18 protein-coding genes are annotated in these 17,887 nt (G+C 74.7%); 9 read left to right on the forward strand and 9 right to left on the reverse strand.

Features of this window, described 5'->3' with window-relative positions; all coding sequences use genetic code 11:
• Window positions 1-132: 132 nt before the first annotated feature.
• The gene (locus ACIQUQ_RS05345; protein WP_403971537.1) at window positions 133-1,323 is read left to right on the forward strand and encodes a cytochrome P450; all 1,191 of its coding nucleotides are present in this window, start codon (window positions 133-135) and stop codon (window positions 1,321-1,323) included.
• Window positions 1,324-1,347: 24 nt separating this feature from the next.
• On the opposite strand, the gene ACIQUQ_RS05350 is transcribed toward ACIQUQ_RS05345, so the two are convergent.
• Window positions 1,348-2,244, reverse strand: coding sequence for an NAD-dependent protein deacetylase (locus tag ACIQUQ_RS05350; RefSeq protein ID WP_403971539.1), 897 nt, complete (start codon window positions 2,242-2,244; stop codon window positions 1,348-1,350).
• Between the two features lie 79 nt (window positions 2,245-2,323).
• Between ACIQUQ_RS05350 and ACIQUQ_RS05355 the strand changes: the two genes are divergently transcribed.
• Window positions 2,324-3,727 carry a M1 family metallopeptidase gene (locus tag ACIQUQ_RS05355; protein WP_403971541.1) on the forward strand — a complete coding sequence of 468 codons (1,404 nt, stop codon included), beginning with the start codon at window positions 2,324-2,326 and terminating at the stop codon, window positions 3,725-3,727.
• Between the two features lie 134 nt (window positions 3,728-3,861).
• Here ACIQUQ_RS05355 and ACIQUQ_RS05360 read toward each other — a convergent pair whose 3' ends face one another.
• Together ACIQUQ_RS05360 and ACIQUQ_RS05365 are read right to left on the reverse strand one after the other, a co-directional pair.
• On the reverse strand, window positions 3,862-4,296 hold the full coding sequence (locus ACIQUQ_RS05360) for an ATP-binding protein (RefSeq protein ID WP_403971804.1): 435 nt from the start codon (window positions 4,294-4,296) through the stop codon (window positions 3,862-3,864).
• A gap of 111 nt (window positions 4,297-4,407) precedes the next feature.
• On the reverse strand, window positions 4,408-5,898 hold the full coding sequence (locus tag ACIQUQ_RS05365) for a HEAT repeat domain-containing protein (RefSeq protein ID WP_403971543.1): 1,491 nt from the start codon (window positions 5,896-5,898) through the stop codon (window positions 4,408-4,410).
• 194 nt (window positions 5,899-6,092) lie between these two features.
• Between ACIQUQ_RS05365 and ACIQUQ_RS05370 the strand changes: the two genes are divergently transcribed.
• Together ACIQUQ_RS05370 and ACIQUQ_RS05375 are read left to right on the forward strand one after the other, a co-directional pair.
• A complete protein-coding gene (locus ACIQUQ_RS05370; RefSeq protein WP_403971545.1) occupies window positions 6,093-7,784 on the forward strand; it encodes an FG-GAP repeat domain-containing protein in 1,692 nt (563 codons plus the stop codon).
• 270 nt (window positions 7,785-8,054) lie between these two features.
• A complete protein-coding gene (locus tag ACIQUQ_RS05375; protein WP_403971547.1) occupies window positions 8,055-8,603 on the forward strand; it encodes a DUF1062 domain-containing protein in 549 nt (182 codons plus the stop codon).
• A 276-nt stretch (window positions 8,604-8,879) separates the two neighbouring features.
• Here ACIQUQ_RS05375 and ACIQUQ_RS05380 read toward each other — a convergent pair whose 3' ends face one another.
• Entirely contained in the window at window positions 8,880-9,002 is a 123-nt protein-coding gene (locus ACIQUQ_RS05380; protein ID WP_403971549.1) for a hypothetical protein, read from the reverse strand.
• Between the two features lie 535 nt (window positions 9,003-9,537).
• On the opposite strand from ACIQUQ_RS05380, the gene ACIQUQ_RS05385 reads away from it, so the two are divergent.
• On the forward strand, window positions 9,538-10,671 hold the full coding sequence (locus tag ACIQUQ_RS05385; RefSeq protein WP_403971551.1) for an STAS domain-containing protein: 1,134 nt from the start codon (window positions 9,538-9,540) through the stop codon (window positions 10,669-10,671).
• A 96-nt stretch (window positions 10,672-10,767) separates the two neighbouring features.
• Here the strand turns inward: ACIQUQ_RS05385 and ACIQUQ_RS05390 are convergent, their stop codons facing one another.
• Both ACIQUQ_RS05390 and ACIQUQ_RS05395 read right to left on the reverse strand, forming a co-directional pair.
• Window positions 10,768-11,301 (reverse strand): gluconokinase, encoded by a 534-nt coding sequence (locus ACIQUQ_RS05390; protein ID WP_403971553.1) that lies wholly within the window; start codon window positions 11,299-11,301, stop codon window positions 10,768-10,770.
• Window positions 11,302-11,314: 13 nt separating this feature from the next.
• The gene (locus ACIQUQ_RS05395) at window positions 11,315-12,001 is read right to left on the reverse strand and encodes a YoaK family protein (protein ID WP_403971555.1); all 687 of its coding nucleotides are present in this window, start codon (window positions 11,999-12,001) and stop codon (window positions 11,315-11,317) included.
• 306 nt (window positions 12,002-12,307) lie between these two features.
• Between ACIQUQ_RS05395 and ACIQUQ_RS05400 the strand changes: the two genes are divergently transcribed.
• The 3 genes from ACIQUQ_RS05400 to ACIQUQ_RS05410 all read left to right on the forward strand — a co-directional run bounded on the left by ACIQUQ_RS05400 (window position 12,308) and on the right by ACIQUQ_RS05410 (window position 14,759).
• Window positions 12,308-13,078: a GNAT family N-acetyltransferase gene (locus ACIQUQ_RS05400; protein ID WP_403971557.1), complete on the forward strand. Its 771-nt coding sequence runs from the start codon at window positions 12,308-12,310 to the stop codon at window positions 13,076-13,078.
• Window positions 13,079-13,163: 85 nt separating this feature from the next.
• Window positions 13,164-13,388 (forward strand): translation initiation factor IF-1, encoded by a 225-nt coding sequence (gene infA / locus ACIQUQ_RS05405; RefSeq protein ID WP_403971559.1) that lies wholly within the window; start codon window positions 13,164-13,166, stop codon window positions 13,386-13,388.
• 138 nt (window positions 13,389-13,526) lie between these two features.
• Window positions 13,527-14,759 (forward strand): aromatic acid exporter family protein, encoded by a 1,233-nt coding sequence (locus ACIQUQ_RS05410; protein ID WP_403971561.1) that lies wholly within the window; start codon window positions 13,527-13,529, stop codon window positions 14,757-14,759.
• A gap of 47 nt (window positions 14,760-14,806) precedes the next feature.
• Here ACIQUQ_RS05410 and ACIQUQ_RS05415 read toward each other — a convergent pair whose 3' ends face one another.
• The 3 genes from ACIQUQ_RS05415 to ACIQUQ_RS05425 form a co-directional block, all read right to left on the reverse strand.
• On the reverse strand, window positions 14,807-15,715 hold the full coding sequence (locus ACIQUQ_RS05415; RefSeq protein ID WP_403971563.1) for a RimK family alpha-L-glutamate ligase: 909 nt from the start codon (window positions 15,713-15,715) through the stop codon (window positions 14,807-14,809).
• On the reverse strand, window positions 15,712-16,611 hold the full coding sequence (locus ACIQUQ_RS05420) for a hypothetical protein (RefSeq protein WP_403971565.1): 900 nt from the start codon (window positions 16,609-16,611) through the stop codon (window positions 15,712-15,714). Before ACIQUQ_RS05420 ends, ACIQUQ_RS05415 begins: the two co-directional genes overlap by 4 nt.
• Before the next feature lie 123 nt (window positions 16,612-16,734).
• A complete protein-coding gene (locus ACIQUQ_RS05425) occupies window positions 16,735-17,019 on the reverse strand; it encodes a hypothetical protein (RefSeq protein WP_403971567.1) in 285 nt (94 codons plus the stop codon).
• Between the two features lie 322 nt (window positions 17,020-17,341).
• On the opposite strand from ACIQUQ_RS05425, the gene ACIQUQ_RS05430 reads away from it, so the two are divergent.
• Window positions 17,342-17,761, forward strand: a complete 420-nt coding sequence (locus ACIQUQ_RS05430; RefSeq protein WP_403971569.1) for a hypothetical protein — start codon at window positions 17,342-17,344, stop codon at window positions 17,759-17,761.
• Window positions 17,762-17,887 lie beyond the last annotated feature (126 nt).

Below are 17,887 nucleotides of genomic sequence, written 5' to 3' on the forward strand. Positions count from 1 at the left end.
CGATTCATCGCCATTGCATCGATCTGGCCCTGTGGAGCTGGGCAGTTCACTTTACCGGCATTGACGGAGGGGGGAATGCAACGTAGCTTTCGCGATACGTCAAACACGCTATGTCGCGAGATGAGGAATGCCGTGAGCGAATCCCCGTACACCGTGCCCGCGCTGCCGACGGAGCGCCGGACCGGCTGTCCCTTCGACCCGCCGGCGGAGCTGACCGAAGCCCGGCGGCACGGCCCCGTCAGCCGCTACACCCATCCCGGCGGAAAACCCGGCTGGTTCATCACCGGTTACGAGCAGGTCCGTTCGGTCCTCGCGGACCCGCGGTTCAGCTCGCGCAAGGACCTCATGAACGTGGTCGACTTCGAACTCCCCCCGGCCCCGCCGGGCGAGTTCCTCCTCATGGACGAGCCCGAGCACAGCCGCTACCGCAAGCCTCTGGTGGGCAGGTTCACCGCCCGGCGCATGCGGCTGCTCACCGAGCGCATCGAGCAGATCACCGCCGAGTGCCTGGACGCCATGGAGAAGGCGGGCCCCGGGGCGGACCTGGTGACCGCGTTCGCCAAGCCCATCCCCACCATCGTCATCTGCGAGATCCTCGGCGTGCCGTACGCGGACCGGGCGTCCTTCCAGGAGCAGATCGACACGTTCATGAACGGCGAAACGGGCGACGAGGAGCTGATCGCCGCCTACACCGCCACCCAGGAGTACCTCGGCCGGCTCGTCGCGGCCAAGCGTGCCCACCCCACCGACGACGTCCTGAGCGAGCTCGCCGACAGCGACCTGACCGACGAGGAGCTGCGGGGCATCAGCCTGATCCTGCTGGCCGCCGGGTTCGACACCACGGCGAACATGCTGTCCCTCGGTACCTTCGCGCTGCTGCAGAACCCGGCGCAACTGGCCGCGCTGCGCGCCGAACCCGAGCTGATCGACCGCGCCGTGGAGGAGCTGCTCCGCTACCTGAGCGTCGCCAAGACCTTCCACCGGACGGCACTGGAGGACGTCGAGGTGGCCGGCCGGACCATCGAGGCGGGCACGACGGTCGTCCTCTCGTACCACACGGCCAACCGCGACCCCGGCCGCTTCACCGACCCCGACGTCCTCGACCTCGCCCGGCAGGACGGCGGGCACGTGGCCTTCGGGCACGGCATCCACCTGTGCCTGGGCGCCCAACTGGCCCGCGTCGAGATGCGGATCGCCTTCTCCGCGCTGCTCGACCGCTTCCCCACGCTGCGCCTGGCCGTACCCGCCGACGAGGTCGCGCTGCGCCCGGAGGCGGCGGACATCTTCGGGGTGAAGAGCCTGCCGGTCACCTGGGACGCGTGACGGCGGACGGTGCCGGGGGAGCCGTCAGGCCGGCGGGCCGTCCACCGGGACGCCCAGCCGGGCGGCCACGGTCGTGAGGGCCGCCCCGAGGGGCAGGGCGACGCGCGCGGCGGCATGACGGTCGCCGCGCGTGACGTCCCGGTTGACGATCAGCACCGGCTTCCCGGCATCGGCCGCCTGCCGGACGAACCGCAGGCCGGACATGACCGTCAGCGAGGAGCCCAGGACCAGCAGCGCGCCGGCCCGGTCGACCAGCTCGCGGCAGTGCGCCACCCGCGCCTGCGGCACGGTCTCGCCGAAGAACACCACGTCCGGCTTGAGGATCCCGCCGCACTCGGTGCACGGCACCACGCGGAAGCCGCCGACCTGGTCGTCGCGGAGGTCCGCGTCGCCGTCCGGGTTCAGCGCGGCGGGCAGCGGCGCGAACCCGCGGTTCGCCTCCTCCAGCCGCCCGGCGAGTTCCCGGCGCGAGCCTGCGGCGCCGCACGAGAGGCAGACCACCCGTGCCAGGCTCCCGTGCAGCTCGACCGCGTCGGTGCTGCCGGCGGCCTGGTGCAGTCCGTCGACGTTCTGCGTGACGACCCCCGTCAGCAGGCCGTGCCGGCCGAATGCGGCCACGGCCCGGTGCCCGGCGTTCGGCCGGGCGCGTCCGAAGGTGCGCCACCCGAGGTGGCTGCGCGCCCAGTAGCGGCGCCGGGCGCCCGCGCTCCCGGTGAAGTCCTGGTACGTCATCGGCGTGTGCCGGCTCAGACTCCCGCCCTCGCCGCGGTAGTCGGGGATGCCCGACTCGGTCGAGATGCCGGCCCCCGTCAGCACCAGCACGCCCCCGCCGCCGAGCGCCTCGACGACGGGCTCCAGGTCCGTGGTGCCCGGGGGCAGGTCCTCGTCGGGGATCCAGCTCAGGGTGGGGCGCATGCGCATACGGCCCAGCGTACGCCGCCCGGGTCCGGAGCCCCGGAACCCGCCCGTCCGGCCGTACGCCCGTTCTAGCGTGCTTGTCATGACCTCGCTCAGGTATGGGCGGGCGCCCTGGCTCGCCCTCGCCGCCGCCCTGCTCCTCGTCCCGGAAGCCGCCGCGGCCTCCGCCCCCGCGGCCCCGGTCTTACGGGCCCCGGCCCCCGCACCGGCCGCGACGCCGGACCGGCCCTCGTACGACGTGACGCTGCGGGCCGACGCCGACGGCTCCCGCTGGACCGGCCGCCAGACCGTCTCCTTCCGCAACGCCGCCCGCACACCGCTGCGTTCGGTCGACGTACGGCTCTGGGGCAACGGCACGCACGGCTGCGGCACCCCGGACCGCCCGGCCCCGGTCCGGGTGGCCGGGGTCACCGGCGGCACCCCGCGCCCCCTCACCGTCGGCTGCACCGCGCTGCGCATCGACCTGCCCGCGCCGCTGCCGTACGGGAAGCGGGCCAGGATCTCCTTCGACCTGGCCCTCACCGTCCCCGACCGCGTCCACCGCTTCGGCAGGGACGGCGCCCACCGCTACCTGGGCAACGCGCTCCCGCTGCTCGCCGTACGCGACGCAGCGGGCCGGCACCTCGACCCGGACGTCGGCTTCGGCGAGAGCTTCCACACCCTGACCGGCGACTTCCGGGTCGCCCTCGACCACCCCCGCACCCTCGTCGTACCCGCGACCGGCACGACCACCCGGCGCCCGGGCGCCCCCGGCCGCACGGTCAGCACCAGCCTGGCGCGCGGCGTCCGGGACGTCGCGTGGGCGGCGGGCCCCTTCCGGTCCAGGTCGCTCACCACGCCCGGCGGGACCCGGCTGAACGCGTACTGGACCGCCACCACGCCGCCCGAAGGCGTCGCGACCGACCTCACGGCGGCCGCGGGGGCCGTCGACGAGTTCGGGAAGCGCTTCGGGCGCTACCCGTACGGCGAACTCGACCTCGTCATGAGCGACGCCCTCGACGACTTCGGCAGCATGGAGTTCCCCGGCCTCGTCCTGCTCTGGACCGAACGGGAGGGCTCGGCCGTCGTCCACGAGATCGCCCACCAGTGGTTCTACGGCATCGTCGGCAACGACCAGTTCGCCGCGCCCTGGCTGGACGAGTCGTTCGCCCAGTACGCGAACCAGCTCTTCTACCGCGAGGACACCACCACCTGCTGGAAGGACCAGGGCGCCTGGCCCAGCGACACGGCCGCCCTCACCCGCTCCATGGGCTACTACGCGGCCGGCCGCCGCTCGGAGTGGGTCCGCGTCGTCTACGTGCGCGGCGCCTGCGCCCTCCACGACCTCGAACGCACCCTGGGCTCCCGTGCCATGGCCCGCATGCTGCGCGGCTACGTACGCGACCACTGGCTCGGCGTCGCCACCACCGCGGACTTCAAACGCGCGGCGCAGGCGGCCACGTCCCGGGACCTCACCCCGTTCTGGACGGAACACCGGATCCGCTGACCCCGGGCGGCCCGGCCCGATCCGAAAGAGCCGGACCGCACGCGAGAAGCCGATCTGCGGTTCCAGGGGCGAGCCGGAACTGACGGTCTGTCGGTGGGATGTCATGGCGCCATGCTGCCAGGCGGTCGATCCCTTCAGCCGACGTCTCCGTGCCCCGCCGCGTCCCCGTGGCCCGCCGCCCCGCCCGGCGGGCGGAAGCATGCGGTGACCGCCTTCCCGCGGTGGCAGGCGTGGACGTCCCACGTGTCGGCCAGCGCGTCGACGATGCCGAGGCCGCGCCCGGAAGTGGCGCCCGCCCCCGCCTCCCGGGGCTTCGGCAGGTGGGGGTCCGGGTCGGCGACGCTCACGTGCAGGCAGCTGCCGTCCCAGGTCAGCACGAGGTAGGCGGTCCCGGAGGCGTGCAGGTGCGCGTTGGTCACCAGCTCGGACACGGTCAGCAGGACGGAGTGCACCGTGTCCGGCGCGTCCGCGGTCCAGGGCAGCAGCGCCAGGTGCTCCGAGGTCCACGCGCGGGCAGCCCGCGCCCCCTTCGCCACCGGGAAGGAATGTGCCCAGCCCACCGCACGCAGCTCCAACGCCCTCACCTCGTCCCGTTCCTGACGTCCGGTACTGCCTCTACCCGGTACGGCTGCCCGCATCCACCGCAGCGCGTTCCCGCGGGCACCGCCCCCGAGCCGGGGTCAGCCCCCGGCCTCCAGCAGCCGCCGCCGCGCGTCGAGTTCGGGCCTCGTGAAGAGGTGCCCGGACTTCCGCAGCAGCCCGGTCAGTTCCCCGCGCTGCGCCGGGTCCTCGAACCGCCGGGCATCCCAGTCGCAGCCGCGTACGGTCGCCCACGCCGTCGCCCGCAGCTCGGGGTTCCCGTCCTTCAGCAGCGCCACGGCCGCCCGCAGTTCGTGGATCCCGCCCCGCGCGCGCAGCAGCCGGAAGGCGGCCCGCCGGCTCGGCAGGGCCACGTTGGGGGCCAGCAGCGGGGAGAGGTCGTCCGGGTCGAGGACCTTCGCCCACCTCAGCAGGCCGCGACACGCCTCGCGCACCACGGGCGCCGCATCGTCCATCAGGGCCGCCAGAAGATCGTCCGTCCCGACGGCGTCCACCAGGCGCAGCCCGGCCAGCGCGGCGGCCCGGACCGGGCCGGCGGGGTGGGCGAGCAGGTCCTGGAGGACGGGCACGGCTCCGTCCCCGCCGCATTCGGCCAGCCCGGCCACCGCGTACGGGGAGGGCCCGGCGGGATCCGCGACCAGCCGCCGGTACAGCCCGGCCGGGTCGCCGCCCTGCTCGCCGACCAGCAGGCGGGCGCGGGCCCGTACGAAGTGGGACGGGTCGGTCAGGTGCCGTACCGCCTCGGCACCCCGCCCGGCCGGGCCCAGCGCGGTCACGCCGGCGGCCCGCACCTGTGGCTGCCGCGCGCCGAGCAGCGCGTCGACGGTGCCGGCGACCGCCACGGAGTCCTGCTGCCACCGTCCGGCCGGCATCCCGGCGCCGCCGAGGGCCGCCAGCACCGCGTCCGTCCAGAGCCGCGCCGTGCCGGGGTCGGCCTCGGCCACGGCCTCCCGGGCCAGGACCCCTACCACCGCCCCGCGCCCGGCGAGGGTGAGGCGGACGGCGAAGCGCCGGGTCGGCAGGTGCCGGTCACGGCGGAGCGCGGCCAGCATCTCCCCGGCCTGCCCGCGGCCCGGCCGCGCGCGCCACCACTGCGCCAGGCGCGGCTCCCGGGCGTGCAGGGCCGACTCGAAGAACTCGAGGGCCCAGCCGCCGTGCCGGCGCGCGCTCATCAGGAGCACCGTCCCGGTGGACTGGAGCACCGTCTCCCGCGGCCAGGCCGCCAGCATTGCGACCAACCGCTGCCGGGCCCGCGCCCGCACCGCCGGCACCGGGTCCGTGCAGCGGATCACCACGAGGGGCAGTGGCAGGGACACCCTGTACGGGCGCCGGAGCGCCGCCTCGCGCACGTGCCCGTCCGGGTGGCAGAGCCGCAGCCCGACGGGCACGCCCGGCGCGCTCCAGCCGCCCGGCCCGTCCCAGGCGCCGCGGCGGGCGCCCGTACGCAGCTCCCGCCGGACGCACGCGTCGAAGGCGACCCACGCCTCGGGCGTACCCGGCCCCGCGACGGTCCCGCCGCCCGGCCCGCCGTGGTCCAGCAGCGCCCGCGCGATCGCCTGCCCGGCCCTCACCGAACGACGGTGCTCCGCCCCCATGTTCTCCCCTGTTCCGCAGGCCTGTGCGGCCCGACCGTAACGGCCCTCGGCGCACGACTTCGAACCGATTCCGGTCTCCGGTACAACCTTTCCCGGCCCTCGTCGATCATGACCGTCAGAACCCGGCCGCGCGACCGCGCGCCGGGCCGGACCGACTGCAGGGGGTTGACGTGCGGAAATGGGTGGCGCTTGGCGCCGCACTGGTCATGCTGGGCGGAGCGACGGCAGGGCCGGCGCTGGCGGCCCCGGCCGCGCCGAACGTCCCGGCCGCGCCGACGGCCGAAGAGCCGCCCGAGATGGCGTGGCGCACCAACATCCTGGTAGCGAACGGATCCGGCGCGTACCTGTCCCTCGCCCGGCCGGGCGAATGGTTCAGCGGGGTGATGGTCTACGTCTTCAACAAGAAGGGGCTGCCGGACGCCGACTGGAGCGACGGCGGGCTGCCCAAGGGGATGACCGTCCATCCCGGCAACGGCTGTTACGCCAAGCGCGGGGTCGTCGGAGTGTGGGTGTGTGACGCCTCCACCTGGGGCGACTCCGCCCAGGGCGTCAGCGTCGGCACGGCCAAGTCGGTGCCGAGCGGCACCAAGGTCTGGTTCGGAGCGGCGGCGGTGGGCCGCGACGGCATCGACGCCGCCGTCAAGCGCGCCCAGCGACTGACCGAGGACCGCCGGATCACCGTGAAGACCCGGGCGGACGCGGCGAAGAACACCTTCGTGTTCACCGCCCCCCGGCTGAAGGCCGGCGGCACGGTCACCCACACCGTCAAGGCCCACGTCGTCGACCGCGGCGACTTCGAGCTGACCTTCGGGCCGGCGCCCGGCCAGCGGGGGTGGAACCCGGACGCCGCGGAGAGCGAGGTCTACCTGCGGTCCCTCTCCGCGCCCGGCGTGAAATGCTCGCACGGTACGGACAAGCTGGCCTACATCTGGTCGGGCGGCGGCTGCACCCTGCCGCCCGGCGACCACACCATCACGTACACGCTGGCGGCCGGCAAGCAGGTGCCCGCCTGGAAGCTGCGGGCCACGGCCGTGCACAAGATCTTCACCAGCGGCGACGGGGACCCGGGCGCCACCGCCGACTTCCGGGTCAGCAGCCCGCTTCCGGTCGCGGAAGACCACGTACTCCTCGGCCGGGCCGGCCAGGGCGAGCTGTGGGCCAACTCGATGCGGACGCTCAACCACGAGCGGCGCGTCGGCAGCTTCTGGCACATCTACGACCAGGGGGAGAAGCTCGCGCCGATCACCACCCAGGGCACCGGCGGCGGGGTCGTCGGCCGGGACGCGGACGGGGTGCTGTGGCACTACCGGACCACCACGGACGGCAGGCTGCTGAAGCAGCGCACCCGGGTCGGCTCCGGCTGGGGCAAGTACGACAAGCTCGCCGGCGGGGGTGACCTGACCGGCGACGGCAGGGCCGACCTCCTCGCGCGCGACCGCTCCGGCGTCCTGTGGCTGTACGCGGGCACGGGCCGCGACTCGGCCCCGTTCGCGCCCCGCACCAAGGCCGGCGGCAGCTGGAAGGGGTACAACGAGATCGCCGGCGGCGCCGACCTGAACGGTGACCGGAAGCCCGACCTCCTCGCCCGCGACGCGTCCGGCGTGCTGTGGCTGGTCCCCGGCACCGGACGGGCGAGCAGCCCCTTCGGACAGCGCGTCAAGATCGGTTCGGGCTGGCGCGGTTACCGCACCCTGAGCGTCCTCGGCGACATCGACCGCGACTACAAGGCGGACGTGGTGGCCCAGGACGCGACCGGCGCCATCTGGATCTACCGCGGGACCGGCAAGGCCTCGGCCCCCTTCGCCCCGCGGGAGCGGGCGAGCGCCGAAGCCGACGCGCGGAACTACAACCTCCTCTTCTAGCAGGGCAGCGCACGGCCCCACGACCCCCACCGGACGTCCCGGCTCCCGCGCGAGAGCGGCGGGGCCGGGACGTCCGCGCGTTGCCCCCGAAAAACCGGTGGAGCGGCACCGCCCCGTGTCGCTACCGTGCAGCCGACCCAGTCGTCCGGCGAAGGACGTGCCGTTGTACACCCTGTGAGACCTCCCGAGCGCTGATCCGTCGCGCGTCGCGCATGCCGCGCGCCGTGCCCCTTTCTGCTGCGGACTTCTCACTGGAACAGGTGTACTCCTGTGCTCGAAACCTGGGTGGTCACTCCCACCTGCCTCCCTCTCGTCCTCCGCCGGTGCCACAGCTGCGCCGCCGAGCGCTTCCGGCCGAGCGGCAGGTTCCGCGTCAACGCGAACCACAAACTTCTCGACGTCTGGCTCCTGGTGCTCTGCACGGGCTGCGGGGAAACGGCGAAGCTCGCCGTCCTGGAGCGGGCGCACGTACGCTCCGTACGGCCCGGACTCCTGGACCGGCTGCACGACAACGACGCCGGCCTGACGGCCGAGCTGCTCCAGGACCCAGCCCTGCAGCGCCGCAACCGCATCGCCCTCGACTGGACCGGTGCCTGGCGCCTGGACACGGGCGGCACGGTGCCCCCGGACCGCGAGGTGATCGACGTCGCGGTCCGCTTCGCGGCGCGGATCCCCGTACGCCCGGTGCGGCTGATCGCCGAGGGCTGCGGACTCCCGCGAGCCGAGGTCGAGCGGCTCGTCACGGAAGGGAGCGTCGTCTCCGCGGTCCGCCTGAACGCCCGGACCTCCGGGGACTTCACCTTCACGCTCAAACGCTGAGCCCCCACCGGGGCCGGGCTCCCGGCCGGCACGACACACCCCGCCGGCCGGGATCCCGGCCCCGCCCACTCCGGTGACCCGCCTACGGCACCTCTGCTCAGCCGGCCCCGCCAACTCCGGTACGGAACTCAGCCGGTGGCCGTCCCCGGCCCCGCCGGTCCGCGCAGCAGCAGCGCGGTCAGCGCTCGCGCAGCCACTCCAGGTGCTCCCGCAGGATTCCCGGCCGCTCTCGTGGACGCGCTGCGCGCGGAGCGGTCGCGGCCGGGGCCGCCGTCGTCACGGGCGCGAGCGGTTGTACGACGCGGTCGCCGCGGAGGACGGCGTACGGGCCGTCTTGGCCGGCGGCCGCACGGCGCGGGCATCGCTGCTCGTCGGCGCGGACGGCATCTGGTCGGCCACCCGCTCCGTCCTGGCCCCCGGTGTACATGGAACCCGGCGTCTTCACCCTGACCTTCGCCCGCAACGCCGTCTTCATCCACCTCGGCGCCCTCGACGGCACGGTCTGGTGGCAGGCCCAGGTCGCGTCCCCCGCACCCCCCGACCTCCGCCTGACCGGCGAGGAGTGGAGGCGCCCCGCGGTACTACCGCCTGACTGGCCGCGGCGGGGGAGGACCCCGAAGCCGACGGTCCGGCAGCCCTGGCGCAGGACCCCGGGGGACCGGCACAGCCGACAGCCCCGGCGCGGACCCCGCCCGATGCGCCCCGGCCGTGGAGCCGGGCGGGCCGCCGTGTGTCCGTCAGGCGCCGCACCCCGTGCCGCAGGCCCAGCGCCCCCGTTTCGTTCTGTGTACCCACGGCTTCGTTTACAGGGCGGCGGCCGGCCCCCGCCGCGGGTGATGCTGGTGTCCAGACAACCAGGAGGCCGTCCCTGCCCGCGCGTGCCTCCTTGCTACGCGTGGCGACCCCTCCCGCAAGGCCCACGAGGGGAGTCCGCATGGCCGACACCGTCCGCGCCCCCGTCGTGCTGGACAGCCCGCCCCACGCCGCGGGCGTCGTGGTCTGCCGCCTCATCGGCGAGATCGACATCGACTGCCGGGCCGAGGTCCGGCAGTCGTTCTCCCAGGCGGTCGCCCGCGCCACCGAGGCCCTCGTGGTCGACTGCGGGCGGCTCGAATTCTGCGACTCGACCCTCCTCAACGCCCTGATCCAGCTCCACCGTCAGGCGCAGGCCCGCGAACTCGGCCTCGCTCTGGCGGCGCCCCCCGCTCAGCTGCTCCGGCTTCTCACCCTCACGGGCACGGGCAACCTGCTCCCCACCCACCGGACCGTCGCCCACGCTCTCCACGCCGTCGACGGCAAGCCGCGTGGCGCCAGGGTCACCGCAGACCTCGTCACGTCCGCGGACGGACGCCCCGCCCCCCGCACGCACCCGGCGGCACCGAGCAGGCCCGCGGCCCTTCCCCGCACCGAACGCACGGGCCCCAGCGCGTACGTCACCGTGCCCGGCACGGAGATTGCGGCGCCCGGCAGGGACGTCACCGCCCCCGGCACAGAGGGTGCCGCGCCCGGCAGGCACGTCACCGTGCCCGGCGCCGACGGTGCGGTCCCCGGCACGCAGGCCACCGACCCCGGCGCCGACGGCGCGGCCCCCGGCACGCACGCGGCCACCCCCACCCCGCACCAAGGCGCACCGGAAAGCCACCCCACCACCCCCGGCGCGCACCGCACGACCTCCGGCGCCCACGAGCCCGCCCCCGCCACGCACCCGGCCACCCCCGCCACCCACGAGCGGGACGTCCTGGAGCAGGCCCTGCGCGAGGCGGAGCGCGGCGTCCGGGCGACCACCTCCTGGAACCTCACCGAAGGCGACCGGGAAGTCCTCCGGGCCCTGCTGGCCGAACTCGACGCCTCGGCAGCAGAACCCCACGACCGCACCCGGCTTGCAGAGGCCTGCGCGGCCACCGCCATCGCCGCCCGGCAGGTGCGCGGCCTCCTCGGCCGGCTGCTCGGGGACTGCGCCGCCGCCCTCCGCCCGGCCCTGCACCCTCAGGCGGCGCCTGTCACCGCACCCCAGGCGGCCACGGCCCTGCGGCGCATCCGGGCCCTGGTCGCCCGCACGCTCTGCTGAGTGCCCTCGCGAACGCCACGGACGTGGCGATCGCCGCGACCACCGCAATCGCCACAGCAGTCACCACCGTCAGCGCCGTCTCCACCGTCACCGCCGTCACGACCGATCGGTACGGCACTCCACCACGCCCATCGCCCGCAACCCGTCCAGTGACCGCCGCACGGTCTCCTCGGGCCCGCCGTCGACGGACAAGGTGACCCCGCGCTCGTCACCGGAAAGCGGCTCCAGCGCGGCGTACTGCGAATCCAGCAGGGCCGCCGGCATGAAGTGCCCCGAGCGCGCGGCCATCCGACGGGCGATCAGCTCCCGCTCGCCGGCCAGGTGGACGAAGAGCGCGTCGGGTGCCGCCTCCCGCAGCCGGTCCCGGTAGCTCCGCTTGAGGGCCGAGGCGGCGATCACGCCCCCGCGGCCGCCCTGCCGCCGCACCCACCCCCCGACGGCGTCCAGCCACGGCCACCGGTCCGCATCCTCCAGCGGCACGCCGGAGGACATCTTCGCGACGTTGCGTGCCGGGTGGAAGTCGTCCCCTTCTGCGTACGGGAGACCGAGCGCGGCCGCCAGCAGCCGCCCGACGGTGGTCTTGCCGGTACCGGAGACGCCCATCACGAACACGGTCGGCCTGTCGCTCATCCCCCAGTCAACCTCACCCGGGCGCCCGGCCGGCCCCGTCCCGTACCGCCGCGGCCACGACCCCCGCCAGCAGCACGACCGCCGCCCCCAGCGCCCACCCCACCCCCGGCCCCGCGTACAGCAGCCCACCGGTCGCCGCACCCAGGAACAGCACGGCCACCGACACCGCACGCCGCACCGCGGCCGCCCTGCCACGCGCGCCGGCCAGCCCCGTGAGGGTCCGGGTGACCACCGTGGTCGTCAGGTCCGGTACGTCCAGCCGGCGCACCATCCCGTTCTGCAGGCCCATCCCGACCGCCAGCGGCACCAGCACCGCGTACCGCCCGGCGCCGGACACCTGGCACCCCAGCGCCACCCCGGCCAGCACCGCCTCCACGGCGACCAGCAGGGCCGGCAGGCGGCCGCCTGCCGCGGCCCGGGGCCACCGCCCGGCCGCCACCGCACCCACCAGGAACGCCGCCAGCGCCGCCGCCGGCCCGGCGGCGGACAGCCCCCCGACCCCGGCCACCGCCAAGCCGAGGAAGACCACGTTCCCCGTCATGTTCGCCACGAACACCTGGCCGAGCCCCAAGAAGCTCACCGCGTCCACCAGCCCGCTGGCGAACGTCAGCACCAGCAGCAGCGGCGCCGGCCCGGCGAACCGGTGTCCCCCGGGGAACAGCCGGCCGCCCGCACCGGCCGCCGCGTCCGGGCCCGTCACCGCGCGCCCGGACGCGGCGACCGGGCCGCCGGCGGTCGCCGGCCACCACGACGGTGCCGCTGCGCGCTGCCTCCATGCCCCCAGTGGACCAGCGCCCGCACGGGTGCGCGACCGGACCCCGCGCAAAAAGAAGTGGGCCGCCGGGCCGCGGCTTGGTAGCGTGCGGGACACCGTGACAGGACGCGAGGAGGTGGGACCCATGAACACACGATCGAGGTGGGTGCTCCCTCCTTCCGTCACGGTGTGCGACTGACCCAGGTGTCGTCGGGAGCGCCTCAACACGGCACTCCTGAAAGGCGACAACCCATGGACCTCCACCCCGTGCACATCACCCGGACCGCGGAAACCCGGTGGGAAGCCGTTGCGGACGACCGCGTCGTCGGCCACGGCGACGTCTCGTACCGCCCCGACGGGCGGCTCTTCGTCAGCATCGACGTGTGGCAGGACGCGCTCTTCGACCGGCTCGCGACCGCCGTCCTCGCCGACCTGCCGACACCCGTCCACACCCTGGTCGGCGAGCACGACGCCGGCCTGAGGGCGCGCTGGGAACGGGCCGGCTTCACGCCCGTACGCCGCGAACGCGAGTACGTGCTCCCCACCGACCCGGCAGTCACCGGCCTGGCCATTCCCCCCACGCCCGCGGGCCTGGAGATCGTGCGCGGCGGCGATGCGGACGAAGCGCGGCTGCGCCTGCTGGACCGGACGGTCCGCGACGAGGTCGACGCCACCGTCGGATGGCGGACCATGCCGGCCGAGGTGCCGGCGCTCCCCGACGGCGACACGCTGGGGGACCTGTCCAAGTACGCCGTCGCTGTCCGCGACGGCCGGTACGTCGGCTACGTCCGGGTGGTGCCGGTACCGCGCCGGGCGCGGATCGGGCTCATCGCCGTACGGGCCGACGAGCGGCGCCGGGGCGTCGGCCGAGCGCTCCTGGCCCACGCCCTCGGCGCACTGCACGACGCGGGCACGGCATCGGCCTGGGCCGAAGCGGACGAGACCAACACCGCAGCCATCGCCCTGCTCGAGCACGCAGGAGCACGCGACCACGGCGCCTCCCTGGAACTGGCCCGCACCTGACCGCAGCCGCAAGCCCGCACCCGACCCAACCCGACCCCACCCCACCCGACCCGCCCCAACTCAACGAATCGAGAAACAGAACACCTTGGTGAGAACAGCGAACGGCCTGGAGATCGAAGGCACCGTCGTCGACTGCCTGCGCAACGCCAACTTCACGGTGGAGCTGAGCAACGGACACCGTGTCCTGGCGCACATCAGCGGCAAGATCCGCAAGAACCGCATCAAGATCCTCCCGGAGGACCGGGTACTCGTGGAACTGAGCCCGTACGACCTGACCCGCGGCCGCATCCTCTACCGCTACCGCACCTGACCCACCCCCACCGTGCGCCCGGCCCCGCCGGGCGCACGGCCCGCGCTCGTGCCCGGGCACGCCCGCGGAATCCGCCAGGTGGCGGGCGGCTGCGGGCGATCCGGGTAGCCGCGCCGCCGGACGGGCAGACGCCCGATCATGCAGGAAAAGATCGCCGGCCTTGCCCGTACCGTCCGTGACCGCCGCCGCGAGCCCGTCGTCGTCCAGGCACTCCGCTCCACGCTGGCCGCCGTAGTCTCCTACGTCGTCGCCCTCCGCCTCAGCAGCGAGCCGGCGCCCCTCACCGCCCCGCTCACCGCACTCCTCGTCGTCCAGGTCACCCTCTACTCGACGCTGACCACCGGCATCCGGCGGATGAACTCGGTCGTCGCCGGCGTCCTGATCGCCATCGGGTTCAGCGCGCTCGTTGGCCTGAGCTGGTGGAGCCTCGGCCTGCTGATCCTGGCGTCCCTGCTGGTCGGCCATCTGGTGAGGGTCGACGAGTTCGTACCCGAGGTCGCCATCAGCGCCATGCTGGTCCTCGGGGTCACCCGGGTCGCCGACACGGCCTGGGACCGCATCCTGGAGACCCTGATCGGGGCCGCCGTCGGTCTGCTGGTCAACCTGCTCGTCGCGCCCCCGGTCTGGGTCGGCCCCGCGGGGGAGGCGATCACCGGCCTGGCCGAACGGATGAGCCGCCTGCTGGTCCACATGGGCGAGGCCCCGATCGCCGCCGGCACCGGGGACGTCGGCCAGGCCGCCGCTCGGCTCCACGAGGCACGCCGCCTCGACAACGACATCGCCCACGTCGACGCGGCCCTCCGGCAGGCCGAGGACAGCCTCCGCCTGAACCCCCGCGTCCGAGAAGGGCTGATGTTCCGGCTGGTGCTGCGCACCGGCCTGGACACCCTGGAGATCTGCGCGGTCGTCCTGCGGGTGGCCTGCCGCACCCTGACCGACATGGCCCAGGCCCGCCCCGCCGACCAGCACGGGCCGGAACTGCCCCCTGGCACCCACCAGGCACTGCGCAGCGTCCTGGAGCACACCGCCGTGGCCGTGGTGAGCTTCGCCCAGCTGATCTCCGCCCAGGTCAGCTCCAACGCCGAGGAGGCGGAGGAACGGCTCTCCCACGAGCTCGCGGTCGCCCGCGCGAGCCGGGACCGCTTCGCCGTCCTGCTGTGGGCCGTGGTCCGCGAGCACCCCGCCCAGTGGCAGCTGTACGGCGCCCTGCTGGCCGAGATCGACCGCGTCCTGGACGAGCTGGGCGTGGAGAAGCGCACCGAGCGCCTGATGGAGGAACTCGACCGCCACGCCCGCACCCGCCGGACCCGCCGTCCCGGTCTCCGCCGCCTCCGCGACCGCCTCCCGGTCCGGGCCGGGGGCAAGGGGTGACCCGCCTCCGCCCCACCCGTCCCCGATCGAGTCCCCGGACGCACGCCTCAACCACCCCGGGACCCCAGCCAGCGCGCCATCGCCCGCGTGATCGCCCCGCCCGCCCGGCGGTCGTAGCCCTCGAAGCACGGCATCGCGTTCGCCTCGAGGAAGTACCACTCCCCGGTGGCCCGGTCGACCTTGAAGTCGACGCCCAGCAAGGGCACCCCGGTGTGCGCGGTGAGCCGGGCGCAGCCGCCGAGGACGGACTCCGGCAGGGTGATCGGCCGGTAGTCGTTCACGCCCGCGACGGTGCGGTAGTCGAGCACCGGCGAGTGAATAGCCTCGCCGAACGCCTCGTCGCCCACGGTGTGCACGCGTACGTCCGGTCCCACGATCCGTTCCTGGAACAGCACCGGCACCCGGGCCAGCCGGTCCAGCCGCTCCTCATGGCACGCCTCGTAGACCTGCGCGAAGGTCTTCACGGCGGACGCGCCCTTGAACACCGCCCCCGCCGCACAGCCGGCGACGAACGCACGCGCCTCGTCGGGGTCGGAGGTCAGACACGTCCGGGGCACGGGCCAGCCGCCCACGGCGGCCAGCGTCACCGCGTGCAGGACCTTCGTGAACCCGGTGGCCTCGCGCAGCGGACGGTTCATGACCCGCACGGGCAGGTGCTCGAACAGCCGCAGGAAGGCCTGGTAGTGACCGGCGGCGGCGCGCCCGGAGCCGGCGTCCGGGGCATGGGCGGACACGTCCAGCAGCCGGCACCACACGGCTGCGGCCTCGCCGGCCCGGATGAACCGGCGGCCGGTGTCGACGGTCGCGCCGGCCAGGTCGTCGAGGGGGACCCGTACCGATCCGCGCAGCGCCAGGGAGGCGAGGTCGACCGCCGCATGGTCCAGGCCCGCGGCCCGTACGGCGTGGAGGCCCGCCAGGAACGTCGGGTCGGCGGCCACGCCGACGCAAAGGATCACGGGACCAGCCGGCCCAGGAGCGCGGCGTACGCGGCGTCCTCGACCGGCCCGAAGCGGTGGTGGCTCACCCAGGGGGAGGCCTCCAGGAGGAGCAGCGGCCCGTCGCCCTTGTCATCCCTGTCATCCCGGTTGTCCCCGTCGTCTCCGTCGTCTCCGTCGGGGGTGCTCACGGTGACGATCGCGAACTCCGTCCGCCTGGCGTGCAGCCAGTCGCGGATCGTAGCCACCTCCCGCGCACGGCGGGCGAGCGCCCGCCGGTCGGCGGGGGAGCCGAGGGCGAACGTCGCGGCTCCGGCGACGAGGAACCGGCGTGTCCGCCCCGCGTCGATCCGCGTCACGTGCACGACGTCGTACGGGGTGCGTGCGGCGGGGTCGAGCTCCGCGTGGTCGTCGAGGCGGTAGGCGTGGTTCCCGGGCTCGTCCGGCCCGTTGGCGAGGGTGCCGGCCGCGCGGATGCGGGACGTCGACGCCGCGAGCTCCAGCGGGTCCAGCCGGGGCGGGCACCCGTACACCGTTGGCCGGTTGACCACCGGGCCAGGCCACAGCGCCACGGCCGCCCACAGAGCGGCCTGCCGCTCGGCGGCGGCGAACCGGGCGGCCGCTGTGGCCGAAGCCGAAGCCGAAGCCGAAGACGCAGCCGCAGCCGCAGCCGAAGCCGAAGCCGAAGCCGGAACCGAGGGAGAGGCGGCCGGCAGGCCCCGGCAGAGGATGCCGACCGGAGGCCTGCCGTCGACGAGAACGGTGCTGCGGTGGCGCAGCCCGCGGGACACCGTCACCGTCACCGAGAGGCGGTCGAAGCCGGCCGCCACCACGGTGTCCACGCCCCGGCCGGTGGCGAAACGGGCGAACCGTGCGGCGGTCTCGTCACCGTCCTCCGCCAGCACCAGCAGCGTCATCGCCCTCCCCGAAGGCCTGCAGTGCCTCGGCGACCAGCCAGGCGCGCTCCCCGATCCCGCTCACCACGTCCGGCCGCGCCCCGGGCGGCACGAACAGCGCCTCCTCGTCGCACGGCGGCCCGCCTAGCGGGGTTCCCACGTCAGCGCGGCGCCCGGCCCGCCCGGCACCCGGTCGACGCCCCAGCCGCGCTCGTACTCCTTGTACTCGCTGCGCTCGGTCGACTCGCTGTTCTCGCTGTTCTCCGTGGTCTCGCTGGATTCGCTGCCCTCGCTCCCTTCGGTCCCCTCACTGCCCTCGGAACCGGTGAACGACGCTTCGGCGCAGGCCCCGGGGCCCCTCGCGCCCAGGAACTGCAACGCCAGCTGCTGTACACCGTCCGGAAATTCGCCGAATGCGCGCCCGCTCATCGCACGCCGCCCCCTCGCCCGTGGCCCAGCCTCTCCTCATCGAACCGCGCAACCACCGCCCACGCAAGGCCCGTTCGGCCGCGCCGTCCGCCGCACCCGGACCGGGCGCGATGACGGCACACCGAGGCCCGGGGGGCCTTTACCGCTCCCTCTCCATTCCGTCAAGCCACGTATTGCAGTGGCGTGACCGGGCCCCGCGCCCGGGGTTTATTTGAAGCACGGCCCCACCGGGGAATCCCTCCCCGGAAAACGAGGCCGGACCATTCATCCGGAATTCCCGGAAGAATCGTCAGAACCCGATCACCCCAGATGGAGAATTCCGATGTTCAAGCTTTCCATGACCCGTCGTGTTGTCCTGGCCGGTTCCTCCCTGGCGCTGGTGGGTGGCGGCATCGCCCTCCCCGCCACCGCGCTGGCCTCCCCCGCTCCGCAGGCCGTGGTGACTCTGGCTCCTGCCGACAGCGCCGACGGCATCGGTACCGGCGGCGACGCGAATGCCGAGAACACCACGGCCGGCGGTACTGCCACCGGCGGCAATGCGAATTCCGGAGTCGGCGAATGCAAGGGCAAGTGCACGGTGACCACCGGAAACGCCACGGGCGGCAATGCCAGCGCCGACGCCTACAACGAGGGCGACGCGACCGCGGTGGGCGGTGACGGCACCGGAACCGGCGGCACCGTGGTGAAGAAGGACATCAAGAAGACGGTCAAGGAAGTGGTCAAGAAGAAGCTCAACAAGTAGGGACGGCCGCCCCGCGGGGGGGGGGGGGGGGGGGCCCCCCCCCCCCCCCCCCCCCCCCCCCCCGCGGGCCGCCCCCCCCCCCCCCCCCCCCCCCCCCCCCCCCCCCCCCCCCCCCCCCCGCGCCCC

Origin of the sequence: Streptomyces sp. NPDC101118, assembly GCF_044759445.1 — a bacterium.
Taxonomy (GTDB): Bacteria; Actinomycetota; Actinomycetes; order Streptomycetales; family Streptomycetaceae; genus Streptomyces.